Annotated in this window: 22 protein-coding genes; 10 read left to right on the top strand and 12 right to left on the bottom strand. The window is 56.9% G+C overall.

Annotated elements, in window-relative coordinates; genetic code table 11:
- Positions 1 to 118: 118 nt before the first annotated feature.
- Both V7730_RS02880 and V7730_RS02875 read left to right on the top strand, forming a co-directional pair.
- On the top strand, positions 119 to 2,149 hold the full coding sequence (locus V7730_RS02880; RefSeq protein WP_443070179.1) for a bifunctional sulfate adenylyltransferase/adenylylsulfate kinase: 2,031 nt from the start codon (positions 119 to 121) through the stop codon (positions 2,147 to 2,149).
- Positions 2,150 to 3,061: 912 nt separating this feature from the next.
- A complete protein-coding gene (locus V7730_RS02875; RefSeq protein ID WP_335746082.1) occupies positions 3,062 to 3,565 on the top strand; it encodes a PA14 domain-containing protein in 504 nt (167 codons plus the stop codon).
- Positions 3,566 to 3,733: 168 nt separating this feature from the next.
- Here the strand turns inward: V7730_RS02875 and V7730_RS02870 are convergent, their stop codons facing one another.
- The 3 genes from V7730_RS02870 to V7730_RS02860 form a co-directional block, all read right to left on the bottom strand.
- Positions 3,734 to 4,606, bottom strand: a complete 873-nt coding sequence (locus V7730_RS02870; protein ID WP_335746081.1) for a PhzF family phenazine biosynthesis protein — start codon at positions 4,604 to 4,606, stop codon at positions 3,734 to 3,736.
- An 83-nt stretch (positions 4,607 to 4,689) separates the two neighbouring features.
- Positions 4,690 to 4,911 carry a DUF1150 family protein gene (locus V7730_RS02865; RefSeq protein WP_335746080.1) on the bottom strand — a complete coding sequence of 74 codons (222 nt, stop codon included), beginning with the start codon at positions 4,909 to 4,911 and terminating at the stop codon, positions 4,690 to 4,692.
- A gap of 3 nt (positions 4,912 to 4,914) precedes the next feature.
- A complete protein-coding gene (locus tag V7730_RS02860; protein ID WP_335746079.1) occupies positions 4,915 to 5,328 on the bottom strand; it encodes an Hsp20 family protein in 414 nt (137 codons plus the stop codon).
- Positions 5,329 to 5,493: 165 nt separating this feature from the next.
- On the opposite strand from V7730_RS02860, the gene V7730_RS02855 reads away from it, so the two are divergent.
- From V7730_RS02855 to V7730_RS02845, 3 genes are all read left to right on the top strand, one after another.
- On the top strand, positions 5,494 to 5,718 hold the full coding sequence (locus V7730_RS02855; protein ID WP_335746078.1) for a YdcH family protein: 225 nt from the start codon (positions 5,494 to 5,496) through the stop codon (positions 5,716 to 5,718).
- Positions 5,719 to 5,858: 140 nt separating this feature from the next.
- Positions 5,859 to 6,347 (top strand): 5-(carboxyamino)imidazole ribonucleotide mutase, encoded by a 489-nt coding sequence (gene purE, locus V7730_RS02850; protein ID WP_335746077.1) that lies wholly within the window; start codon positions 5,859 to 5,861, stop codon positions 6,345 to 6,347.
- Positions 6,340 to 7,413, top strand: a complete 1,074-nt coding sequence (locus V7730_RS02845; protein ID WP_335746076.1) for a 5-(carboxyamino)imidazole ribonucleotide synthase — start codon at positions 6,340 to 6,342, stop codon at positions 7,411 to 7,413. Before purE ends, V7730_RS02845 begins: the two co-directional genes overlap by 8 nt.
- A gap of 43 nt (positions 7,414 to 7,456) precedes the next feature.
- Here the strand turns inward: V7730_RS02845 and V7730_RS02840 are convergent, their stop codons facing one another.
- Together V7730_RS02840 and V7730_RS02835 are read right to left on the bottom strand one after the other, a co-directional pair.
- The gene (locus V7730_RS02840; RefSeq protein WP_335746075.1) at positions 7,457 to 8,599 is read right to left on the bottom strand and encodes an alpha-D-ribose 1-methylphosphonate 5-triphosphate diphosphatase; all 1,143 of its coding nucleotides are present in this window, start codon (positions 8,597 to 8,599) and stop codon (positions 7,457 to 7,459) included.
- Positions 8,586 to 9,362, bottom strand: coding sequence for an alpha/beta fold hydrolase (locus V7730_RS02835; RefSeq protein ID WP_335746074.1), 777 nt, complete (start codon positions 9,360 to 9,362; stop codon positions 8,586 to 8,588). The genes V7730_RS02840 and V7730_RS02835 overlap by 14 nt, the downstream gene beginning before the upstream one ends.
- Positions 9,363 to 9,434: 72 nt before the next feature.
- Here V7730_RS02835 and V7730_RS02830 point away from each other — a divergent pair, with 72 nt between their 5' ends.
- Positions 9,435 to 9,893: an NUDIX hydrolase gene (locus tag V7730_RS02830; protein ID WP_335746073.1), complete on the top strand. Its 459-nt coding sequence runs from the start codon at positions 9,435 to 9,437 to the stop codon at positions 9,891 to 9,893.
- Here V7730_RS02830 and V7730_RS02825 read toward each other — a convergent pair.
- The 7 genes from V7730_RS02825 to V7730_RS02795 all read right to left on the bottom strand — a co-directional run bounded on the left by V7730_RS02825 (position 9,883) and on the right by V7730_RS02795 (position 15,385).
- Positions 9,883 to 10,719, bottom strand: coding sequence for a DMT family transporter (locus V7730_RS02825; RefSeq protein WP_335746072.1), 837 nt, complete (start codon positions 10,717 to 10,719; stop codon positions 9,883 to 9,885). The genes V7730_RS02830 and V7730_RS02825 overlap by 11 nt on opposite strands.
- A 55-nt stretch (positions 10,720 to 10,774) precedes the next feature.
- Positions 10,775 to 10,963 carry a hypothetical protein gene (locus tag V7730_RS02820; RefSeq protein WP_335746071.1) on the bottom strand — a complete coding sequence of 63 codons (189 nt, stop codon included), beginning with the start codon at positions 10,961 to 10,963 and terminating at the stop codon, positions 10,775 to 10,777.
- Positions 10,960 to 11,433, bottom strand: a complete 474-nt coding sequence (locus V7730_RS02815) for a response regulator (RefSeq protein WP_335746070.1) — start codon at positions 11,431 to 11,433, stop codon at positions 10,960 to 10,962. Before V7730_RS02815 ends, V7730_RS02820 begins: the two co-directional genes overlap by 4 nt.
- A 124-nt stretch (positions 11,434 to 11,557) precedes the next feature.
- Positions 11,558 to 12,316: a sensor histidine kinase gene (locus V7730_RS02810; RefSeq protein ID WP_335746069.1), complete on the bottom strand. Its 759-nt coding sequence runs from the start codon at positions 12,314 to 12,316 to the stop codon at positions 11,558 to 11,560.
- A 217-nt stretch (positions 12,317 to 12,533) separates the two neighbouring features.
- On the bottom strand, positions 12,534 to 14,180 hold the full coding sequence (gene groL / locus V7730_RS02805) for a chaperonin GroEL (RefSeq protein WP_335746068.1): 1,647 nt from the start codon (positions 14,178 to 14,180) through the stop codon (positions 12,534 to 12,536).
- 72 nt (positions 14,181 to 14,252) lie between these two features.
- Positions 14,253 to 14,540: a co-chaperone GroES gene (locus tag V7730_RS02800; RefSeq protein WP_335746067.1), complete on the bottom strand. Its 288-nt coding sequence runs from the start codon at positions 14,538 to 14,540 to the stop codon at positions 14,253 to 14,255.
- Between the two features lie 167 nt (positions 14,541 to 14,707).
- Complete coding sequence (locus V7730_RS02795; RefSeq protein ID WP_335746066.1) at positions 14,708 to 15,385, bottom strand: DUF2161 domain-containing phosphodiesterase; 678 nt, start codon at positions 15,383 to 15,385, stop codon at positions 14,708 to 14,710.
- Positions 15,386 to 15,439: 54 nt separating this feature from the next.
- On the opposite strand from V7730_RS02795, the gene V7730_RS02790 reads away from it, so the two are divergent.
- The 4 genes from V7730_RS02790 to V7730_RS02775 all read left to right on the top strand — a co-directional run bounded on the left by V7730_RS02790 (position 15,440) and on the right by V7730_RS02775 (position 18,390).
- Positions 15,440 to 15,793: an MmcQ/YjbR family DNA-binding protein gene (locus V7730_RS02790; protein ID WP_335746065.1), complete on the top strand. Its 354-nt coding sequence runs from the start codon at positions 15,440 to 15,442 to the stop codon at positions 15,791 to 15,793.
- Positions 15,794 to 15,916: 123 nt separating this feature from the next.
- A complete protein-coding gene (locus V7730_RS02785) occupies positions 15,917 to 16,837 on the top strand; it encodes a manganese-dependent inorganic pyrophosphatase (protein WP_335746064.1) in 921 nt (306 codons plus the stop codon).
- Positions 16,838 to 16,983: 146 nt separating this feature from the next.
- The gene (locus tag V7730_RS02780; protein WP_335746063.1) at positions 16,984 to 17,856 is read left to right on the top strand and encodes a TIGR01459 family HAD-type hydrolase; all 873 of its coding nucleotides are present in this window, start codon (positions 16,984 to 16,986) and stop codon (positions 17,854 to 17,856) included.
- A 90-nt stretch (positions 17,857 to 17,946) separates the two neighbouring features.
- Positions 17,947 to 18,390 carry a MaoC family dehydratase gene (locus V7730_RS02775; protein WP_298858094.1) on the top strand — a complete coding sequence of 148 codons (444 nt, stop codon included), beginning with the start codon at positions 17,947 to 17,949 and terminating at the stop codon, positions 18,388 to 18,390.
- The last annotated feature ends 36 nt before the right edge of the window (positions 18,391 to 18,426 follow it).

Genomic DNA, 18,426 nt, shown 5'->3' with positions numbered 1-18,426 from the left:
GAACGTTTGTTCTTTGATGAACGCACCTTCTGCCCTATGCGTTCACGCGTGAACAATACGTGAGTCGTCATCAATGGCCATGTCGCCCGAAAAAATAACCTCCGAGCAGGAGGACCAGATGTTCCGACTGCTGCGACAGTTGGACCTATCGCATGACATGTCTCAACGCGGGATGGCTGCTGCTATTGGCATTTCACTGGGTCGGCTGAACGCGCTGCTGCGTACAGCCACTGATATGGGTCTGGTGAAAATCAGCGAACGCGCAGGCCCCGATAAACGCGCACGTTATACTTATTCGATCACTTCGCGCGGCGCGGCGGAGAAAAACCGCCTCACCGATCAATTTCTAACCAGAAAATTAATGGAATACGACGCTTTGCATGCAGAGCTGACCGGCACGACATCGGGCGTGACGCCCTTCAATAACAGGACCAAACTGATGGAACACAACCTTTCCCCCATTCCCGAACTTTACGTTTCATATGATTCAGCACAAAAGCTGAAGGTTGAAGCGGCCGATCTGGTCAGCCACGATCTGACGCCCCGCCAAATCTGTGATCTTGAGCTTTTGATGAATGGCGGCTTCAACCCGCTTAAAGGCTTCCTCAGCCAGGCCGACTATGAAGGCGTCGTAGAGGACATGCGGCTTGCGGATGGCAGCCTGTGGCCTATACCCATCACTCTGGACGTTTCCGAAGAGTTCTCCGTTAAGCTCGAAATCGGTCAGGACATTGCCCTTCGCGATCAGGAAGGCGTGATCCTCGCCACCATGACCGTCACCGACAGCTGGGTGCCAAACAAAGCGCTCGAAGCCGAGAAAGTATTCGGCGCGGATGATGATGCGCACCCAGCCGTGAACTACCTGCACAATCAGGCAGGCAAAGTATACCTGGGCGGCCCGATAACAGGCATCCAACAACCTGTTCACTATGACTTCAAAGCACGCCGCGACACGCCAAACGAACTGCGCGCATACTTCCGCAAAATGGGCTGGCGCAAAGTTGTTGCGTTCCAAACACGCAACCCGCTGCACCGCGCGCATCAGGAACTGACCTTCCGTGCGGCCCGCGAATCCCAAGCCAACCTACTGATCCATCCCGTTGTCGGCCTGACGAAACCAGGCGACGTAGATCACTTCACCCGCGTACGTTGCTACGAGGCAGTGCTGGATCAGTACCCGCAAGCCACGACGTCCATGTCGCTGCTGAACCTCGCCATGCGCATGGCTGGCCCGCGTGAGGCTGTTTGGCACGGCCTGATCCGCAAGAACCACGGCTGCACCCACTTCATCGTAGGTCGCGACCACGCAGGCCCCGGCAACAACTCCAAGGGCGAAGATTTCTATGGTGCCTATGATGCGCAGGACCTGTTCCGCACGCATCAGGAGGAAATGGGCATCGAGATGGTCGATTTCAAACACATGGTCTGGGTGCAGGAACGCGCGCAGTACGAAGCCATGGACGAGATCAAAGACAAAGATGACGTCACCATCCTGAACATCTCCGGCACCGAGCTGCGCCGCCGTCTACAAGAAGGTCTGGAAATCCCTGAGTGGTTCTCCTTCCCCGAAGTGGTCAAAGAACTGCGCCGCACTAAGCCGCCACGCGCCAGCCAAGGCTTTACAGTGTTTTTCACCGGCTTCTCGGGCTCTGGAAAATCCACCATCGCAAACGCGCTGATGGTCAAGCTGATGGAACAAGGCGGCCGCCCTGTGACCCTGCTCGATGGTGACATCGTCCGCAAGAACCTCAGCTCCGAGCTGGGCTTCAGCAAAGAACACCGCGATTTGAACATCCGACGCATTGGTTATGTTGCCTCCGAGATCACCAAAAACGGCGGCATCGCGATCTGTGCACCCATCGCGCCCTATGCCACTACTCGCCGCGCGGTACGCGAGGATGTCGAAGCTTTTGGTGCTTTTGTCGAAGTTCACGTCGCGACCTCGATCGAGGAATGCGAGCGCCGCGACCGCAAGGGTCTCTACAAACTGGCGCGCGAAGGCAAGATCAAGGAATTCACAGGCATCTCCGATCCTTACGATGTGCCCCAAAATCCGGAATTGAGCGTCGAGACCGAAAACGTAGATGTCGACAACTGCGCGCACCAAGTGCTGCTCAAGCTCGAAAGCATGGGCCTGATCAAAGGCTGATAGCGCCTCTAATCACCGAAGCATGGGCCAGCCTTACGAGGCTGGCCTTTTGCGTTCACACCTGCGGGGAATTTCAGGCTTGAGGCCAAAACTTCAGTGACTTCCGTGCCGGAAATTGCAAGCTGGAGCTGAAAGAACTGGCCAAGCTAAGTGTATGAATAAAAACTACCTGGTGATCGAACAATTTAGGTTGTTTGCCTGGAAAGTGGCTCCAAGAGCTTCCACACTGAAGGTAGACTTCCGCCAATTGGACTTAACTATCCGAATGCGTCGAAAAACAGGGATCTTTCAATTTGCTACCTCCTTATGGAGACAAATTTATCCGAGCCGTTTGACCCGTGGTTCTTTATTTGCACCGATCCTGAGGAGTTAAAATTGACCCCAATCAATTGCGAGATTTCTAGCGAAACCGAGGCAACTCAGCCCGCAAAGTAGACCCAAGCCATTGGAGTAGTTGACAGCTGAGTTCTCGAACGCTCAGGATTAGTCACGTCGCCGCCCTGCGACTACTATTCTCTTTGTGCTCTGGAACCAGAAGGCTCCATTCTGTCGGCAATGTCGCGCTTGAATAACCTTCGGGAAGAGAGCGGGTAATTTCTTTAGAGCCGCGCGGGTCCGCTTCTAAGGCGCTGGCCGCATGAAACACCCTTTTCATCACGCAAAACGGCAACAGAGTTTCGGCCAGAAGTTTACCTCGCGCGCGCTCGGTAGTCGGCTGCGCGATCTCTCTTAAAGCCACATTCCCGCGCCTATCTAAAATATCAACTGCTCAAAACGAGGCTTGCGCATGACGCGGCGCTGCGTAAGCTGTGATCTAGAACAATGGGGAGATGATCCAAGATGAAAATGCATCGGTTAGCAGGAGTAGCGGCGCTTGCAGCGTTTTTTGCGGGCGCTGTTGTGGCGGGCCCCTTGAAACTGAAACCTGCGGACCCGCAACCTAAAAGTGTGAACGCGGGGCTGGCTGTTGATTACGCCTTCCCTGGGGATGTTAAGTCACTGCGCGACGCCTATATCGCGCTGGGAATTGGGGCGAAGTCAGGCCCACCATTGGTGGGGTTGAATTATGTGAGTTCCAATAGCGAACCTTACGCGCTCACTTCGGAGCAGGAAACACGGGTGGCCGCCCGCATCAAAGGCTATATTCGCTTCGACGCGGCAGGTACCTACACGCTTGAAACCTATTCCAACGACGGGCTCGAACTCAGCATCGGCGGCAGCGAGGTCGCGAAGGTAGACGAGAAACGCTCGTGCGACCCGATCGGCGCTGTCGAAGTGAATGTCCCGAAAGCCGGATGGTACGAGCTTGAAGCGCTTTACTGGCAGCGCAAGGGTGGAAGCTGCCTGATAATGGAGTGGGCAGCCGAAGGCGGCAAGTTGAGCACGGTGCCCAATGAGGCGTTTGGCTACAAGTAAGGCCGACGAAATTTGGGGGAGAAGACAGACACAACCCTATGCGTCTTCCCCCTCAATTGGCTGATCAGACTGAGGCTAGTGAATTGCGAAGCCAGCATTATTGCCAGCCCCGTCATGGCCTGTTGATAGCTGGATTTTTCTGTTGCCCAGTATATCAAAAGGCCGCCCTCACCCCAGATAGACTTCACCCGACATCACCAGCGCGCCCTGTCCCGACACTTTCACGCCTGTGATCGCATTTCGTGGACCCAGCACTTCGACCTGTGCTTGCCCTGCTCGACCCATACCGTGTCCCTGTTCTGCATTAAAATTTGGCGCATCAATCAAACCATTCGCCCAGAGATAGGCTGCCATGCATCCAGTTGCAGAGCCGGTAAAGGGGTCCTCAGGTGGGCTGGGCGGTGCGATAAGCAGTCGGCTAAATGTGTCACCGCTTTCTGTCGCCCCCTCCAGACACACCCAGAACGGCTCCATAATATCCGAAGCGTCATGACCCAACGCCGAGGCGTACGCGGCAAGCCCGTCGTAGTCCAGCGTCACCCGCTCCAACGTGGCGCGGTCTTTCACGACGGTGATGCAGAAGGGCAGTCCCGTTGAAACAATCTGCGGCCTATGCAGGATGTCCGCGGCCTCAAGGCCTCCGACTGCGGCGACAAGAGCTGCATCTACCTTCGCACCAAACACAGGCGCGTTCTGGGTCATGGTCACGCGGTCGCCCTGCACCTCTACCGGTATAAGACCTACCTCAGTTTCCAGCACCAGCGGCCCATCTGCGATCATACCGCGGTGGCGCATTGCAACCACAGTGGCCACCGTCGGGTGACCGGCAAAGGGAATTTCGCGGCTTGCCAGAAAATACCGCACACGAATGTCGGCCACTTGGGACGGGCCAGTGAATGTACATTCAACCAAAGACGTTTCGCGCACGTAAGCCATGCAAACATCATCGCTGTGTCCTGCACCACCGTGCACCACAGCACACCCGTTGCCGCCAAATACCACATCCGAGAAGGCATCGACCCAATCAAATTCAAATGACATCGCGGTCTCCTTGATACAAAAAAAGGGGCCGCACCTCTGCGCCCCCCCCTAGCATCTCTCACTGACCTGTGCGGTCAACCGGTTTAATGTACCAATACAGGCGCGTAGTTATGCTCGCGCGCGAGCACAAACGCCAGCTTGCGATCACCGACCAAAGCAAGCTGCTGACCTTCGGCATCATGCACCGCGTAAAGGTGTTCCAGCCCCTCTGCCTGATCACGCACTTCGCGGGGCAGATCGGTCACGGCGATTGTCTTGACGTATACCGTCCGGTCGACTGGTCCTGTCATATCGTTATTTCCCATGGTTTACCCCTTTCGAATGTTGATCGTCTGCACGACCGTTTCAGGCTTGGCTTGGGTCAAATCCACATGCAGCAGACCATTCTCCATCAGCGCCTCACCTACCTCAACGCCGTCAGCCAGCACGAAACTACGCTGGAATTGGCGGCCTGCGATGCCGCGGTGCAAGAACACGCGGCCGTCGCTGTCGTCATTCTGCCGTCCCCGGATAACCAATTGACGGTCCTCAATGGTGATTGACAGGTCATTCTCGGAGAAGCCGGCTACAGCCAGCGTTATGCGGTAGCTCCGATCCGAGGTTTGTTCGATATTAAAAGGCGGATAGCCTTCATTTCCGGCTTTTGCGCTGCGTTCCAGCACGCGCTCCAGCTGTTCAAATCCCAACATATGGGGATAAGAGGCAAGCGTTAGTTTCGTCATGTGCGACACGTCCTTATCATCTCAAGCGACAGTCCTGTGCCGTCCCGCAATGGCAACGACACACCATCAATATGGGAATTGGTTGCAAGCAGCGCAAGGGCTAGGCGAAACAGCGGTTAACGCATATGCTTCGAGGTCTAAATATCAGCCAGAATCAGAGCCTCCATGAACGAACAATCAGACCTGTCCATGAAAAATGACGAGGTGCTGCGGGTAGAGCTTGAAGTATTCCGTCACGAGCACCGCGATCTGGACGATGCAATACGCGCCTTGATCGAGCGTGGAACAGCTGACCAACTGACACTGCAGCGGCTCAAAAAGCGCAAACTGCGCCTGAAAGACCGGATTGCGCAAATTGCAGACCGCCTGACACCGGATATTATCGCGTAGTCGGACCGCCTCGCTTAGATTTCGCGACGCATTGGCCATGTAATTTCTGCTGAAATTTTGCCCACCCCGCCGCATTGCCCCGCCGCGCCGATTGGCTATAGTGACCGCTTACTTTCTCCTGACGCAAAGGCCAAAGCGCTATGAGCACCCCTCCTGTCGGCATTATCATGGGCTCTCAATCAGATTGGTCCACCATGCGCGAAGCTGCCACGCTTCTGGACGAGCTTGGAATTCCCTTCGAGGCGCGGATTGTCTCTGCGCATCGCACGCCGGACCGGCTGTGGGAGTATGGCAAAACAGCTGTGGATCGCGGGCTGCAGGTCATTATCGCAGGGGCTGGCGGTGCTGCGCATCTGCCCGGTATGATGGCGTCGAAAACACGCGTGCCGGTGATCGGCGTCCCCGTCCAGACCAAAGCCTTGTCAGGCGTAGACAGCCTTTATTCCATCTTGCAAATGCCGCGCGGATATCCTGTTGCCACCATGGCGATCGGCGCTGCCGGTGCCGCCAACGCAGCACTGATGGCCGCAGGCATTCTTGCCCTGCAAGACTCCGCACTGGCCGAGCGTTTGGACGCTTGGCGCACAGCCCTCTCTGCCTCTATTCCGGAAGTGCCAACTGATGACTAACCCTCTCCCCACCGGCGCCACCATTGGTATTTTGGGCGGTGGCCAGCTTGGCCGCATGCTATCAGCCGCGGCATCGCGTCTGGGTTTACGTACCCATGTTTATGAGCCGGGCGCTAATCCGCCGGCCGCAGATGTTGCCCACTCGGTCACGACGGCACGTTATGACGATGCAGAGGCGCTTACGACCTTTGCCCGCTCGGTAGATCTGGTGACTTACGAGTTCGAGAACATTCCGACCGAGGCTCTCGATATTATCGAAGCGATCACGCCGATCCATCCCAACCGCCGCGCCCTTGGCACATCCCAGGACCGGCTGGTGGAGAAGGCGTTTCTCCAAGATATAGGCCTTACGGTTGCCCCCTTTGCCGACATCACGGATGCGGCCAGTCTTGATGCGGCCATCACCAAAATCGGCACGCCCGCCATTCTGAAAACACGGCGCTTCGGCTACGATGGCAAAGGCCAGTCGCGCCTGAAGTCGTCTCAAGATGCGGCCACCGCGATTGCTGATATGGCAGGAGCACCCGCCGTTTTGGAAGGTTTTGTGAATTTCGCTTCCGAGATTTCGATCATCGCCGCGCGCAATCCGCAGGGCGAAGTCGCGTGCTATGATCCCGGTGAAAACATCCACCGCGACGGCATCTTGCACACCACTACTGTACCGGCCACCATCCCTGCCCGCCTGCGCACGGATGCGGTCCTGCTGGCCGCAAAAATTCTGAACACGCTTGAATATGTTGGTGTGATGGGGGTCGAACTGTTTGTGACCCCAGAGGGGCTGATCGTGAACGAGATCGCTCCGCGTGTGCACAACTCGGGTCACTGGACGCAAAATGGTTGCGCGGTTGACCAGTTTGAACAGCACATCCGCGCCATCGCGGGCTGGCCGCTGGGCGACGGTAGCCGCTTTGCGGATGTGGTGATGGAGAATCTGATTGGCGATGATGTCGACAAAATCCCAGCCCTTGCAAAAGAGCCGAACTGCGCCATTCACCTTTACGGCAAGGTCGAGACCAAGCAAGGCCGCAAGATGGGTCACGTGAACCGGATTAAAAGCCGCACCTAAAACACGTGCGTTATTTGCGAACCCCCGCCGCCATTGCGGGTGGTCAGCTCATAAACCGAGCGGCCACATCGCCGGTCATATAGCTCACGCGCCCTTGAACGAAGGTGGCAGCAACGCGCAGGCTTTCGCGCTCAAGCACGACAAAGTCCGCGCGCTTACCCGCCTCTAGCACGCCACGGTCTGTCAATCCTAGCACGGCCGCTGGTCCGGCAGAGACAAGGCTCCATGCCTCCGCGAGGTGGCGCATGCCGTTCTGCCAAAGCATCAGGGCTGCACGCCGCGCGCTGGGATAGTGGTAATCGGACGCGAGCGCATCACAATAGCCCATCGCGATCAGATCAACCGCTGAGACGTTGAGGTTATGCGACCCGCCCCGCACCACATTTGGCGACCCCATCACAACGATGCCGCCCTGCTCTGCGGCGGCCTCTGCCGCCTCTAGCGTCTCGGGGAATTCGGCCACACGTACGCCACGGGATGCCCAAACTGCACGGCCCTCGGCAGTGCTGTCATCATGGCTTCCCATGGTGATGCCCGCAGCGGCCAACCGCGCGCAGAGCGCGTCCAAGGCGGCGGGCACTTCTTCGCGGCGCGTCTCCATCGCCTGCATCATCGCAAGATGTTTTTCCGGGCTGCGCCGCGCCTTCAGCGCCTGAGAAACAAGCCTGCGTGGCTGTCGACCATCCTGCAAACGGTCATGCGGGAGGTGATCGTTGAACACGATATAGCGAAGCCCCCATTCGGCCATCCGCTCAGGCAGCGTCTCGAACAGATCAAGTTGATAGGTTTCAAAGCGAAGCTGGCCGCGTAAATCGGTTACCATACTGGGGGCCACATCCCGGAGATGACTGAACACCTGCTCGGCGAATTCAAGACTCCGTACGCCACCTTCCCAACTGACAAACTGCGCCAGAGTGGCTGTTGTTATACCATTGGCCGCCAGTTCCGCCTCGACAGCTACCAGCCCTTCGGCCATTTGTTTCATCGCACCACGGCGTGGCGCAAGGTGTCGCTCAAACCCGTCACCGTGCACGTCTACGATGCCTGGTAAGACCAGATAACCAGACAGATCCACCGCACGCCCGACAGGCGTATCCACAACCACGCCGTCCGCAAAGGACAGCCCGTCACGGTGCAGCCCTGACGGGCCAAGCACCTCAGCTCCAGTAAAATCAAGGTTTAACATCCGACCCCTCAATTCCGGGCAGACATTCCGCTTCGGGGCAGCCCAACTGCTCTAGCACCGCGCCCAAAAGGGTCAGCTCCGGATCAAACCGGCCAGTCCGGAGGAACGTCACCGTTTGCGCAATGACGCGCGGATTGTTCATCATAAAAGTATGCGTCACGGGCAGCGTAAGGTGGGTTTTCATCCCCCTAACCCGCGTCGATTTCACCGAAACCTTCCCGTCATCCGGCCCGGGCAGTAGCGACGAGAAGTAAGGATTGAGCGATTGGGAACCCGCGATCACCCCTAGTTCAAAATTCACCGGAGGCAAGCTGCGCGGCAATGACTGCGCGCCCGTGCCAAGCTGCATTCCCGCGGGCCCATTGATCCAGTCAAACGCAATGACATCCCGCAGAGTATCTACCACTTCGCTGCCTTGATTGGGCGGCGACAACATCACAACACGGCCTATCCGGTCAGCACCCGCCTCGGCGACCCATTGGCGCAGCAAGATGCCCCCCATGGAATGGGTCACGAAATCGACTTTCGCGGTCCCGCAGGCCGCAACGGCGTCTGGCAGCGTGATGCGCGTCAGTTCTTCGACAGGTGCTTCGGTAGAGGGATATCCGGGGCGCACAACACGCCAGCCTTCCGCCTCCAGCGCGGCCTCCATCAGGGCAAAAGACGTCACGGTCCGCGCAAGCCCATGCAACAGTACTACACAGCGCGCCTCAGCAGTACTTGCCGCCATCCACAGGGCGCATATGATCGCAATCAGTCTCATGTCCCGCTATGTAGTGGCAATCCGCGCACTTGTAATCCCCCAACGCTTCGTCACCGAAAAAGGAGCGCCCGAATGACACCCAGCACGCCACCACGCCTCGCTGTGCGCGCAATTATCATGCACGAAGACCGGTTGCTGCTGGTCAATGCATGGCCCGAAGGCAAGAGCGACCTGATGTGCGCACCGGGTGGCGGGGTAGAACGCGGCAGCGCCTTACCCGACAATCTGGCGCGCGAGGTCTTTGAAGAAACCGGCCTGAATATAGTGGTAGGGACGCCCTGCCTTGTGAACGAATTTCACGACCCCAACGGCAGCTTTCACCAAGTTGATGTCTACTTTCGCTGCACCCTCGTGGGAGAGGCAACGCTGGACCACGACTGGCAGGATGTGGATAAGATTGTGACCAATCGCCGATGGGTCAGTCGGACGGAGATGGATGCCTTGCGGGTGAAGCCCGACAGCCTTGCTGCAGTGGCATGGCAGGATGCAGACGCCCCGATGTACGATCCGCTGGAGCCAATCATCGCCTAGCCGTAACAGCCCAACCAATGCCGCCAAGAACCAACAGCGCGGCGATGGTCACCTTGAAGGAGACCGCCTCTCCGAGCAGCAGCGCGCCCGCGACTATGGCGATGACCGGCACGCTCAGCTGCACGACAGCCGCCGTGGTGCCCGTGATCTGTCGCAGCACCATATACCAAAGCACATACCCCAACCCGGAGGTCAGCGCGCCAGACAAAATAGCAAGCAGAAAGCCAGTCGCGTCACCTTGCATTTCTACCCCGGTCAGCACCAGTAGCAGACAGATCAGCGGTAGACACAAAATGAAATTCGCAGCCGAGGCGGCAAGTGGATCCGCCGCCCCACGCCCCGCGATGGAATAGACCGCCCACCCCAGTCCAGCCAAAACCATCAGCCCCGCACCGAAAGGATCAGTGAAGCTTTCCGCACCGGGCCAGAGAACCAGAACCAGACCACTAAAGGCGATAGCTGCGCCTGATATCTGCCGCACGTCAGGCCGCTGTCCGGTCATTGCGGAATGGGCAAACATGGTGATCTGAGTGACGCCGAACAGGATCAGCGCCCCAAGCCCCGCATCAAGGCTCAGATATGCCAGTGAGAAACCCGCCATATAGACGGTCAGGCTGAAAGCGCCGACCAGCCGCGCAGGGCGCATCAACGGGAATGCCCCACCGCGCCACATCACCAGCGCCCCCAGCGTTATGGCACCTGCCGAGACTCGCACGATGGCAAAGGCTGCCGGGCCAAGGTGCCCGCCATCGACTGCCGCGCGGGTCAGCACAGAGTTCGCGGCAAAGGCACACATCGTCAGGGTAATGATCAAAAACAGGCGCATGACTTCGCCTACCCCGCCGTACACGCCGCGCCAAGCCCGCATTCAAGCCAGACGGTTAACGAAAGATAAATTCATCGTCATCTTCAAGGCCGGCAAGCAACACATCAAGCTCACTGTGGTCCTGCATCGCCCACGGTGTTTGTTGTTTGGCCATTGCCTGATCAAACTGGTCTTTGAACAGGGCAACCACCGTGCCTTGCACCTCACGGTCTTGCAAAGCGGCGGTAAGGCCTTGGCAGATCACCTCACGCTGGTGCGCGGTTTGCGCGGCCGCATCCCGTTGGGCCGCGCCGACTCCATCGCCCCGACCATCGCGAATCGAAGCTGGTCCGGCGTCATAGTGTCTTTTGTCAGAAAATCGTGGCAGCCGTTCCGCATTGCGGTCACCGCAGTCTCCATATCGCCGTCGCCAGTGATCATAATGGTTGCCGCACCCCTGTTGAGCTGGCTATTCTGGATATGAGAAAGCACATCTAACCCGTCGCCTTGCGGTAACCGATAATCCATCAGGATAAGGTCAAAGGCCGCCGCCGCAACTGCTGCTTTCAGTTCGGGGATATCACACACTTCTTTAAGATCGAGCATCAGCTGAGTTTCCCGGCTCATCCGGCGGATGCGCGCCCGGTCAAACCTGCTGTCGTCCAGCAAAAGGGTTTTAATAGCATTCGGATAATACCGCTCTTCGGGGCCAAGAACTTCCACTGGTAATGACACGATTTAAACTCTCCCAATGATACCCACCTACCGCAGGATACTTCGGGGAGTGCTATGAAAGGATCAACACGCGCCCGATGAACGCGTGCTATTTGCAGCGCATTCGCCGCGAATTCCTGGCAAATTAGCGGCTTATATCAGACTGATCGATCGGCTCGCCATGAGGGATCAGCACGTCCACACGAAGACCGCCACCCTCTGCCGATATCTCTGACAGGGTGATCCTGCCGCCATAGTGCTCGGCAATTTTTCGAACGTTCGCCAACCCCATGCCGGTCCCCTCCACCTCGTCGCGCGGCCGAAGCGTGGTCATCGCAGACAACGCTTTTGAGTGGAACCGCGCGGGGATGCCTGGGCCATCATCACACACTGTAATACGGATCATTTCCCCTTCGCGGCGGGTGGTGACATGCACCTCTCCGCTACCGGTATGATGATGTTTGACCGCATTCCCGACCAACGCGCTCAGCATCAAGAGTGAGTCCTGCTCCCCCATCACCACCTGCTGACTATCCAGCTTGTGACCAAGTTTAATCCCATCGGGCAACTTGAGGCCCATCATGACGTCCTCCAATGCAGCGGCAAGGTCTACACGGATCACATCCTGCATGCGCCCGATGCGCGAATAAGCCAGCAAATCCATCAGCATCCGGTCAAGCCGGGCCGTATGGCGGTTCATCATATTGATGGAGTTAGCAACCGGTCCGGTCACTTCTATACCTGCCTCAAGAAGGTCGTCCGCAATCCACTGAGGCAGTTCCAGCAGCGCACGCACCGACGCTCTGACATCATGGCTCATCAGATAGATGAAATCGTCGATATCCTGTGTTTCATTTTCCGGTCCCTCCAACGGGGCCGCTTGAGCAAGGCTCGCTGTGCGCATGAGATGGTACCTTTCTCGGTTATTTACCCAATAGATACCAAGTGAGGCGTTTATCCGCGGTTAACGGCATCAAGATAGAAGCCTGCGCCCAGACGTAACAAAGGGCCCACGAGGGGCCCTTTGCATTTGGATTTGATCGGTGAGTAGCGTCCCCCACATGACAGTCTCCGAAGGAACCATTCAGCGAGGGTGCATCACATCAGCTAAGCTGATGTGTTTACATCATGCCGCCCATGCCGCCCATTCCGCCCATGTCCGGCATGCCGCCACCGGCGCCGTCTTTGGATGGACGATCAGCAACCATTGCTTCGGTTGTGATCAACAAGCCTGCAACAGATGCCGCGTCTTGCAGCGCTGTGCGGACAACTTTGGCCGGGTCAATAACACCAAACTTGAACATGTCGCCATATTCTTCAGTCTGTGCGTTGAAGCCGAAAGTGACGTCGTCGCTCTCGCGGATTTTGCCCGCAACAACGGAACCGTCAACACCGGAGTTTTCAGCGATCTGGCGCAGAGGCGCTTCGATTGCCTTACGGATGATTGAAATACCAACATCCTGATCGGAGTTTGCACCTTTGAGATCTTTCAGAACCTTGCCGGCCTGGATCAGAGCAACACCACCGCCAACGACGATACCTTCCTGAACAGCAGCGCGTGTCGCGTTCAGTGCATCGTCAACGCGGTCTTTACGCTCTTTGACTTCTACTTCGGACATACCACCAACGCGGATCACAGCAACACCACCAGCCAGTTTGGCTACGCGCTCTTGCAGTTTCTCTTTGTCGTAGTCGGATGTTGTTTCTTCGATCTGGTTACGGATCTGGGCAACGCGCGCTTCGATCTCGGCCTTCTCGCCGCCGCCCTCAACGATTGTTGTTGTGTCTTTGGTGATCGAGATTTTCTTGGCGGAACCCAGCATGTCCATTGTAACGGACTCAAGCTTCATGCCCAGATCTTCGGAGATCACTTGACCGCCGGTCAGAACTGCAAGGTCTTGCAGCATGGCTTTGCGGCGATCGCCGAAACCAGGTGCTTTAACCGCAGCAATTTTCAGGCCGCCGCGCAGTTTGTTCACAACAAGTGTTGCAAGCGCTTCGCCTTCAACATCTTCGGAGATGATCAGCAGTGGCTTCTGAGACTGGATAACCTGCTCGAGCAGGGGAACCATTGGCTGCAGGGAAGAAAGCTTCTTCTCGTGCAACAGAATGATGCAGTCTTCCAGCTCAACAGTCATCTTGTCAGAGTTGGTGACGAAGTAAGGGGACAGGTAACCGCGGTCGAACTGCATGCCTTCAACAACATCGGTTTCCGTTTCCAGACCTTTGTTTTCTTCAACGGTGATAACACCTTCGTTGCCGACTTTTTGCATCGCGTCTGCGATCTGACGACCGATTTCCGCTTCGCCGTTGGCGGAGATTGTGCCAACCTGAGCAACTTCGTCGCTGTCGGAGACAGGGCGCGCTGCTGCGATGATCGCTGCAACAACGGCTGTGGTTGCCATGTCGATGCCGCGCTTCAGATCCATAGGGTTCATGCCCGCTGCAACTGATTTCATGCCTTCGCGAACGATGGCCTGAGCCAAAACAGTTGCTGTTGTTGTACCGTCGCCTGCTTCGTCGTTGGTGCGGGAAGCAACTTCCTTAACCATCTGTGCGCCCATGTTTTCGAACTTGTCTTCCAGTTCGATTTCTTTGGCAACAGATACACCGTCTTTGGTGATGCGTGGGGCGCCGAACGATTTGTCCAGAACCACGTTACGGCCTTTGGGGCCGAGTGTTACCTTAACGGCGTCTGCCAGGATGTTTACACCCTTAAGCATCTTGTTGCGCGCTTCGGTACCGAATTTGACGTCTTTTGCAGACATATTCAAAGTCTCCTAAATTGGGTTGATGGTCGGCGTGTCATGTGGGGGCTATGCAGCCCGCCCGTCCTGTGATCAGGACAGGATCCCCATGATGTCGCTTTCTTTCATCATCAGCATTTCTTCGCCGTCGACGGTGACTTCTGTGCCGGACCATTTGCCGAACAGAATACGGTCGCCCGCTTTTACCGCTGGTGCGATCAGTTCGCCGTTGTCCTTGCGTGCGCCTTCGCCCACAGAAACAACTTCACCTTCGGAAGGCTTTTCTTTTGCGCTCTCGGGAATATACAGCCCGCCTGCGGTTTTATCTTCGCCCTCTGTGCGCTTAACCAGCACGCGGTCGTGAAGTGGTGTTAATGCCATCTTTGTAGCTCCTTGATGCTCAAAGTTATCTCATAGGACCAGCCCTTCACCCGAAGCAGCCGGCCGTTATCACTCACCTTGGTCGAGTGCTAACGAGTTGTACTTAGGCATGCTCCGTAAGCGAGTCAACAACCATGAAATTAAAATTCCAACGCGACTTGCAGCGCTCAGTTCGCGCCCAGCACCCGAGAGGCCACTGCAACGGCGTCGGCCCCCACAGGGGTCAGGCCATAAATGCCTTTTTCGACTTTTTCAAACCAGCCGTAGTGGTTGTCGCGCATCATGGCAGTCGCACGTTTGACGCTCGTCTCGCGCGCGACATCCGCGCCCTTGCTGGCCCCTACTTCAAAGAGATAAACTGCCAGTCTAACCGCATCTTGGCGGTATGCCGTGACCAGCCCTGCGCGCGTCTGGCCGCCGTCATTCGGGTCTCCCTGCCGACGCGCAAATTCACGCAGCAATGTCGCCTTGCGCTTGGCATTCTTACGTGGCGCGTAGGGCCCGGGATCGCAATGCACAGACACCAGCCCGTCTTCGATCCGCACCGTCATCAGCCCCAACCCCAAGCGGCGAGCGAGCGCAGTATTCGACTTGACCGCCTTATAAAAGGCCTTGCCCGGCTTATGCGCTACAGCAAGATAGACCTCATCGCTGACCTTCAGCCGCTCTACACACTGATGAAACAGCGCCAGCGAAAACCCCAGCTTGAGCTCTACGACGATTGGCGGCTCTGCACCGCGCACCGCGACAACATCGGCCGCGCCGACCTCTGCTTTCACGACATATCCCTGATCCTCCAGAAAGGATTTTACAGGAGGGTATAGATCGGTTTCGCGGGTGCTCATGCGCGCAACGTTATCATCATTCCCAAACCGCCCGCGACCCCCTAATCTGCCTGTATGACCCGTGAAGAATTGACCGCATTCTGTGCCGCCCTGCCCCACGCCACCCTTGTGGTTCAATGGGGTAATGCAAATGTCTACAAGATCGGCGGCAAGGTCTTTGCCATCATCGGGCTGGGTCAAACTGGCGACACCGTCACCTTCAAGACATCCCATATGGCTTTTGAGATACTGTCAGACAGTCCGGGCCTGCGCCCTACCCCATATATGGCCTCTCGTGGTTTGAAATGGATACAGCAGTTCGAAAAACCCGGCCTGTCGGACGATAGCTTGCGCGATCACATCCGCGCTTCCTACGATATGGTGGCAGCAGGATTGACCCGCAAACTGCGAGCCTCCCTCGGGCTCTAGCCGCGCCAGCGATAGCAGAAAGCCTGTGAACAGCTCATACTTAAAGATTCGTCCCCCCGTGACACCATGCGTGATCCTGCTATAAGGCGCGGAAATCGCCTTATTCCCCTGCAGGAGCACATGATGACTACTCTCGTTTTTGGCCATAAATCCCCCGACACCGACAGCACAGGCAGCCCGATCATCTGGGCGTGGTACCTGAACGAAATCATGGGTGTAGAGGCCAAGCCCGCGCTTCTCGGTGAGCCAAATACCGAAGCGCTGTTTATGCTGGACCACTGGAAATTGGACAAACCGGAAATCATTTCTGATGTGGCCGATGACCAGCCGGTTGTTATCGTCGACACAAACAACCCTGCAGAACTACCCGCCAACATCAACAATGCCGACATCCGCGCCATCATCGACCACCACAAACTGGTCGGCGGCCTTGAGACAAAGGGCCCCATTCACATCGTGATGGAACCACTTGCCTGTACCGCCACAATCATGTGGAAGATCATCGGCAAAGACATGGCCCAGATGCCATCCGAGATCAAAGGCGCGATGCTGACGTGCATCCTGTCTGACACGCTCGAATTCCGCTCCCCCACCACCACGCAGGAAGACAAAGCCATCGCATGGTCACTGGCCGAGAGCCTGAGCATCGACATCCCGACATATGCCGCGCAGATGTTTGCGGCAAAATCCGACGTGTCTTCCTTCTCCGAAGCAGAGCTTCTGCGGATGGACAGCAAGGAATACGAAGTCGGTGGCAAGCAGTTCCGCGTCTCCGTTCTTGAGACAACGTCACCTGCGTCCGTGCTGGACCGCAAAGACGCGCTGATGGCCGCTATGCCCGGCGTGGCCGAAGCAGACGGCGCCGATCAGGTGCTGCTTTTTGTCGTGGATATCCTGAACGAAGAAGCAACCATGTTGATCCCCAACGAGTTGAGCAAATCCGTTGCCGAGAAATCATTCGGCGCGACAGTCTCAGGCGATACAGTGGTTCTGCCCGGCATCATGAGCCGCAAAAAACAGATCATCCCGAACCTCAAGGTCTGACCTTTCAGACTGACCTAATCCGTATCAGGGCTCCCTTGGCAACAAGGGGGCCTTTTTCTTGGCCCGCACCAGGCCAGTCACGCCTCTTTGCATCCCTGCAATGCTCCGGTATCTGGGACATAAACCAGCTGACAGGAGCCATCCTTATGACCCGCATCATCAACGCCCTTTCCGAAGTCTCCGCATCATATGATGCCCTTTTCGTGGATTTGTGGGGCTGTGTTCATAACGGGGTCAGGGCGATCCCCAGCGCTGTCGCCGCCTTGCAGGAGTATCGCAAGATTGGTGGAAAAATCATTCTGGTCACCAACTCACCGCGCTCACGCGCAGGGGTAACCAAACAGCTTGCCCACTTCGGCGTCCCCGAAGACGCCTATGACGCGATTGCAACCTCAGGCGATTCTGCGCGCTCGGCCATGTATCGCGGTGTGGTTGGCACGCAGGTCTGGCACTATGGCCCAGTCACCGACAGCCGCTTCTTCGATCCGCTGGATATTCTGGAAAATCCTGTCGAAATAACGCGCGTCCCACTCGAAGAAGCGACCGGCATTGTGTGCACGGGTCCCTTCAACGAACAAGCCGAGCCCGAGACATGGCGCCCCGATCTGGAAAAGGCGCTTGCACGCGGTCTTGAGCTGCTCTGCGCCAACCCAGACATCGTAGTCGACCGTGGCGACGTCCGTGAATGGTGCGCCGGCGCCGTTGCTAAGATGTACACCGAGATGGGCGGTGAGAGCCTGTATTTTGGCAAGCCCCACGCGCCGATCTATGATCTGGCCCGTCGGCGCCTGCACAAGCTCGGCAACACGATCGCTGATGACCGCATTCTCGCCATCGGAGATGGCATTATAACCGACGTTAAGGGCGCCATTGATGAGGGCATTGATTCGCTTTTCATCTCCGGCGGGCTGGCAGCAGGTGAGACGAAAACTGTCATCCAACCGGATGAACAGGCACTAACCGCCTACCTTAAAACGGAAAAAAAAGATCCGACCTTCACGATAGGTCACTTGCGCTGACTAACTTTTTCCTTGCATTTCTGCACCTGCAAAGTAATTAAGTTGCGAAAAGGGCGCAGCCCTCGAACTTTTATTACCGAGAGGGCAAGCATGTTGGACAATCTTCCGCGCGGCACCATCGTTATCGAAGACATCGAAATCGGCATGTTCCGTTATCTGCGCAAACAGGTGACGGACGAAGATATCGAAATGTTTGCCACGATCTCGACCGACCGTAACCCCGTGCACCTTGACGATGATTATGCGCAGGACACCATCTTTCAGGGCCGTATTGCCCATGGCATGCTAACGGCCGGCCTGATCTCTGCAGTAATCGGAGAGCAGTTGCCCGGCCACGGCACGGTCTATCTGGGGCAAACGATGAAGTTCCTGCGCCCTGTGCGGCCAGGTGATACCGTCTACGCCGAGGTGAAGGTCACGGACATCGATCCCGCCAAACGTATCGTAAAGATGGATTGCCACTGCTCCGTTGACGGAAAAAAGGTGCTGGTGGGCGAAGCCACTGTTCTTGCACCGTCACGCAAGTTCGACTGACCTTGCACGCATCCGCACAGGCCGCTACTCAAGGCC

This window comes from Sulfitobacter sp. (assembly GCF_036961165.1).
Taxonomy (GTDB): domain Bacteria; phylum Pseudomonadota; class Alphaproteobacteria; order Rhodobacterales; family Rhodobacteraceae; genus Sulfitobacter.
This window is presented reverse-complemented; position numbering and strand designations above follow the sequence as displayed.

What these genes read in the sequence shown, in the direction of transcription:
- V7730_RS02795 (WP_335746066.1), bottom strand. Translation starts at nt 15,385, where the DNA reads ATGAGCACCCGCGAAACCGATCTATACCCTCCTGTAAAATCCTTTCTG.
- V7730_RS02775 (WP_298858094.1), top strand. Translation starts at nt 17,947, where the DNA reads ATGTTGGACAATCTTCCGCGCGGCACCATCGTTATCGAAGACATCGAA.
- V7730_RS02855 (WP_335746078.1), top strand. Translation starts at nt 5,494, where the DNA reads ATGAACGAACAATCAGACCTGTCCATGAAAAATGACGAGGTGCTGCGG.
- V7730_RS02880 (WP_443070179.1), top strand. Translation starts at nt 119, where the DNA reads ATGTTCCGACTGCTGCGACAGTTGGACCTATCGCATGACATGTCTCAA.
- V7730_RS02840 (WP_335746075.1), bottom strand. Translation starts at nt 8,599, where the DNA reads ATGTTAAACCTTGATTTTACTGGAGCTGAGGTGCTTGGCCCGTCAGGG.
- V7730_RS02835 (WP_335746074.1), bottom strand. Translation starts at nt 9,362, where the DNA reads ATGAGACTGATTGCGATCATATGCGCCCTGTGGATGGCGGCAAGTACT.
- V7730_RS02785 (WP_335746064.1), top strand. Translation starts at nt 15,917, where the DNA reads ATGACTACTCTCGTTTTTGGCCATAAATCCCCCGACACCGACAGCACA.
- V7730_RS02780 (WP_335746063.1), top strand. Translation starts at nt 16,984, where the DNA reads ATGACCCGCATCATCAACGCCCTTTCCGAAGTCTCCGCATCATATGAT.
- groL (WP_335746068.1), bottom strand. Translation starts at nt 14,180, where the DNA reads ATGTCTGCAAAAGACGTCAAATTCGGTACCGAAGCGCGCAACAAGATG.
- V7730_RS02865 (WP_335746080.1), bottom strand. Translation starts at nt 4,911, where the DNA reads ATGGGAAATAACGATATGACAGGACCAGTCGACCGGACGGTATACGTC.
- V7730_RS02845 (WP_335746076.1), top strand. Translation starts at nt 6,340, where the DNA reads ATGACTAACCCTCTCCCCACCGGCGCCACCATTGGTATTTTGGGCGGT.
- V7730_RS02860 (WP_335746079.1), bottom strand. Translation starts at nt 5,328, where the DNA reads ATGACGAAACTAACGCTTGCCTCTTATCCCCATATGTTGGGATTTGAA.
- V7730_RS02810 (WP_335746069.1), bottom strand. Translation starts at nt 12,316, where the DNA reads ATGCGCACAGCGAGCCTTGCTCAAGCGGCCCCGTTGGAGGGACCGGAA.
- purE (WP_335746077.1), top strand. Translation starts at nt 5,859, where the DNA reads ATGAGCACCCCTCCTGTCGGCATTATCATGGGCTCTCAATCAGATTGG.
- V7730_RS02830 (WP_335746073.1), top strand. Translation starts at nt 9,435, where the DNA reads ATGACACCCAGCACGCCACCACGCCTCGCTGTGCGCGCAATTATCATG.
- V7730_RS02870 (WP_335746081.1), bottom strand. Translation starts at nt 4,606, where the DNA reads ATGTCATTTGAATTTGATTGGGTCGATGCCTTCTCGGATGTGGTATTT.
- V7730_RS02790 (WP_335746065.1), top strand. Translation starts at nt 15,440, where the DNA reads ATGACCCGTGAAGAATTGACCGCATTCTGTGCCGCCCTGCCCCACGCC.
- V7730_RS02800 (WP_335746067.1), bottom strand. Translation starts at nt 14,540, where the DNA reads ATGGCATTAACACCACTTCACGACCGCGTGCTGGTTAAGCGCACAGAG.
- V7730_RS02825 (WP_335746072.1), bottom strand. Translation starts at nt 10,719, where the DNA reads ATGCGCCTGTTTTTGATCATTACCCTGACGATGTGTGCCTTTGCCGCG.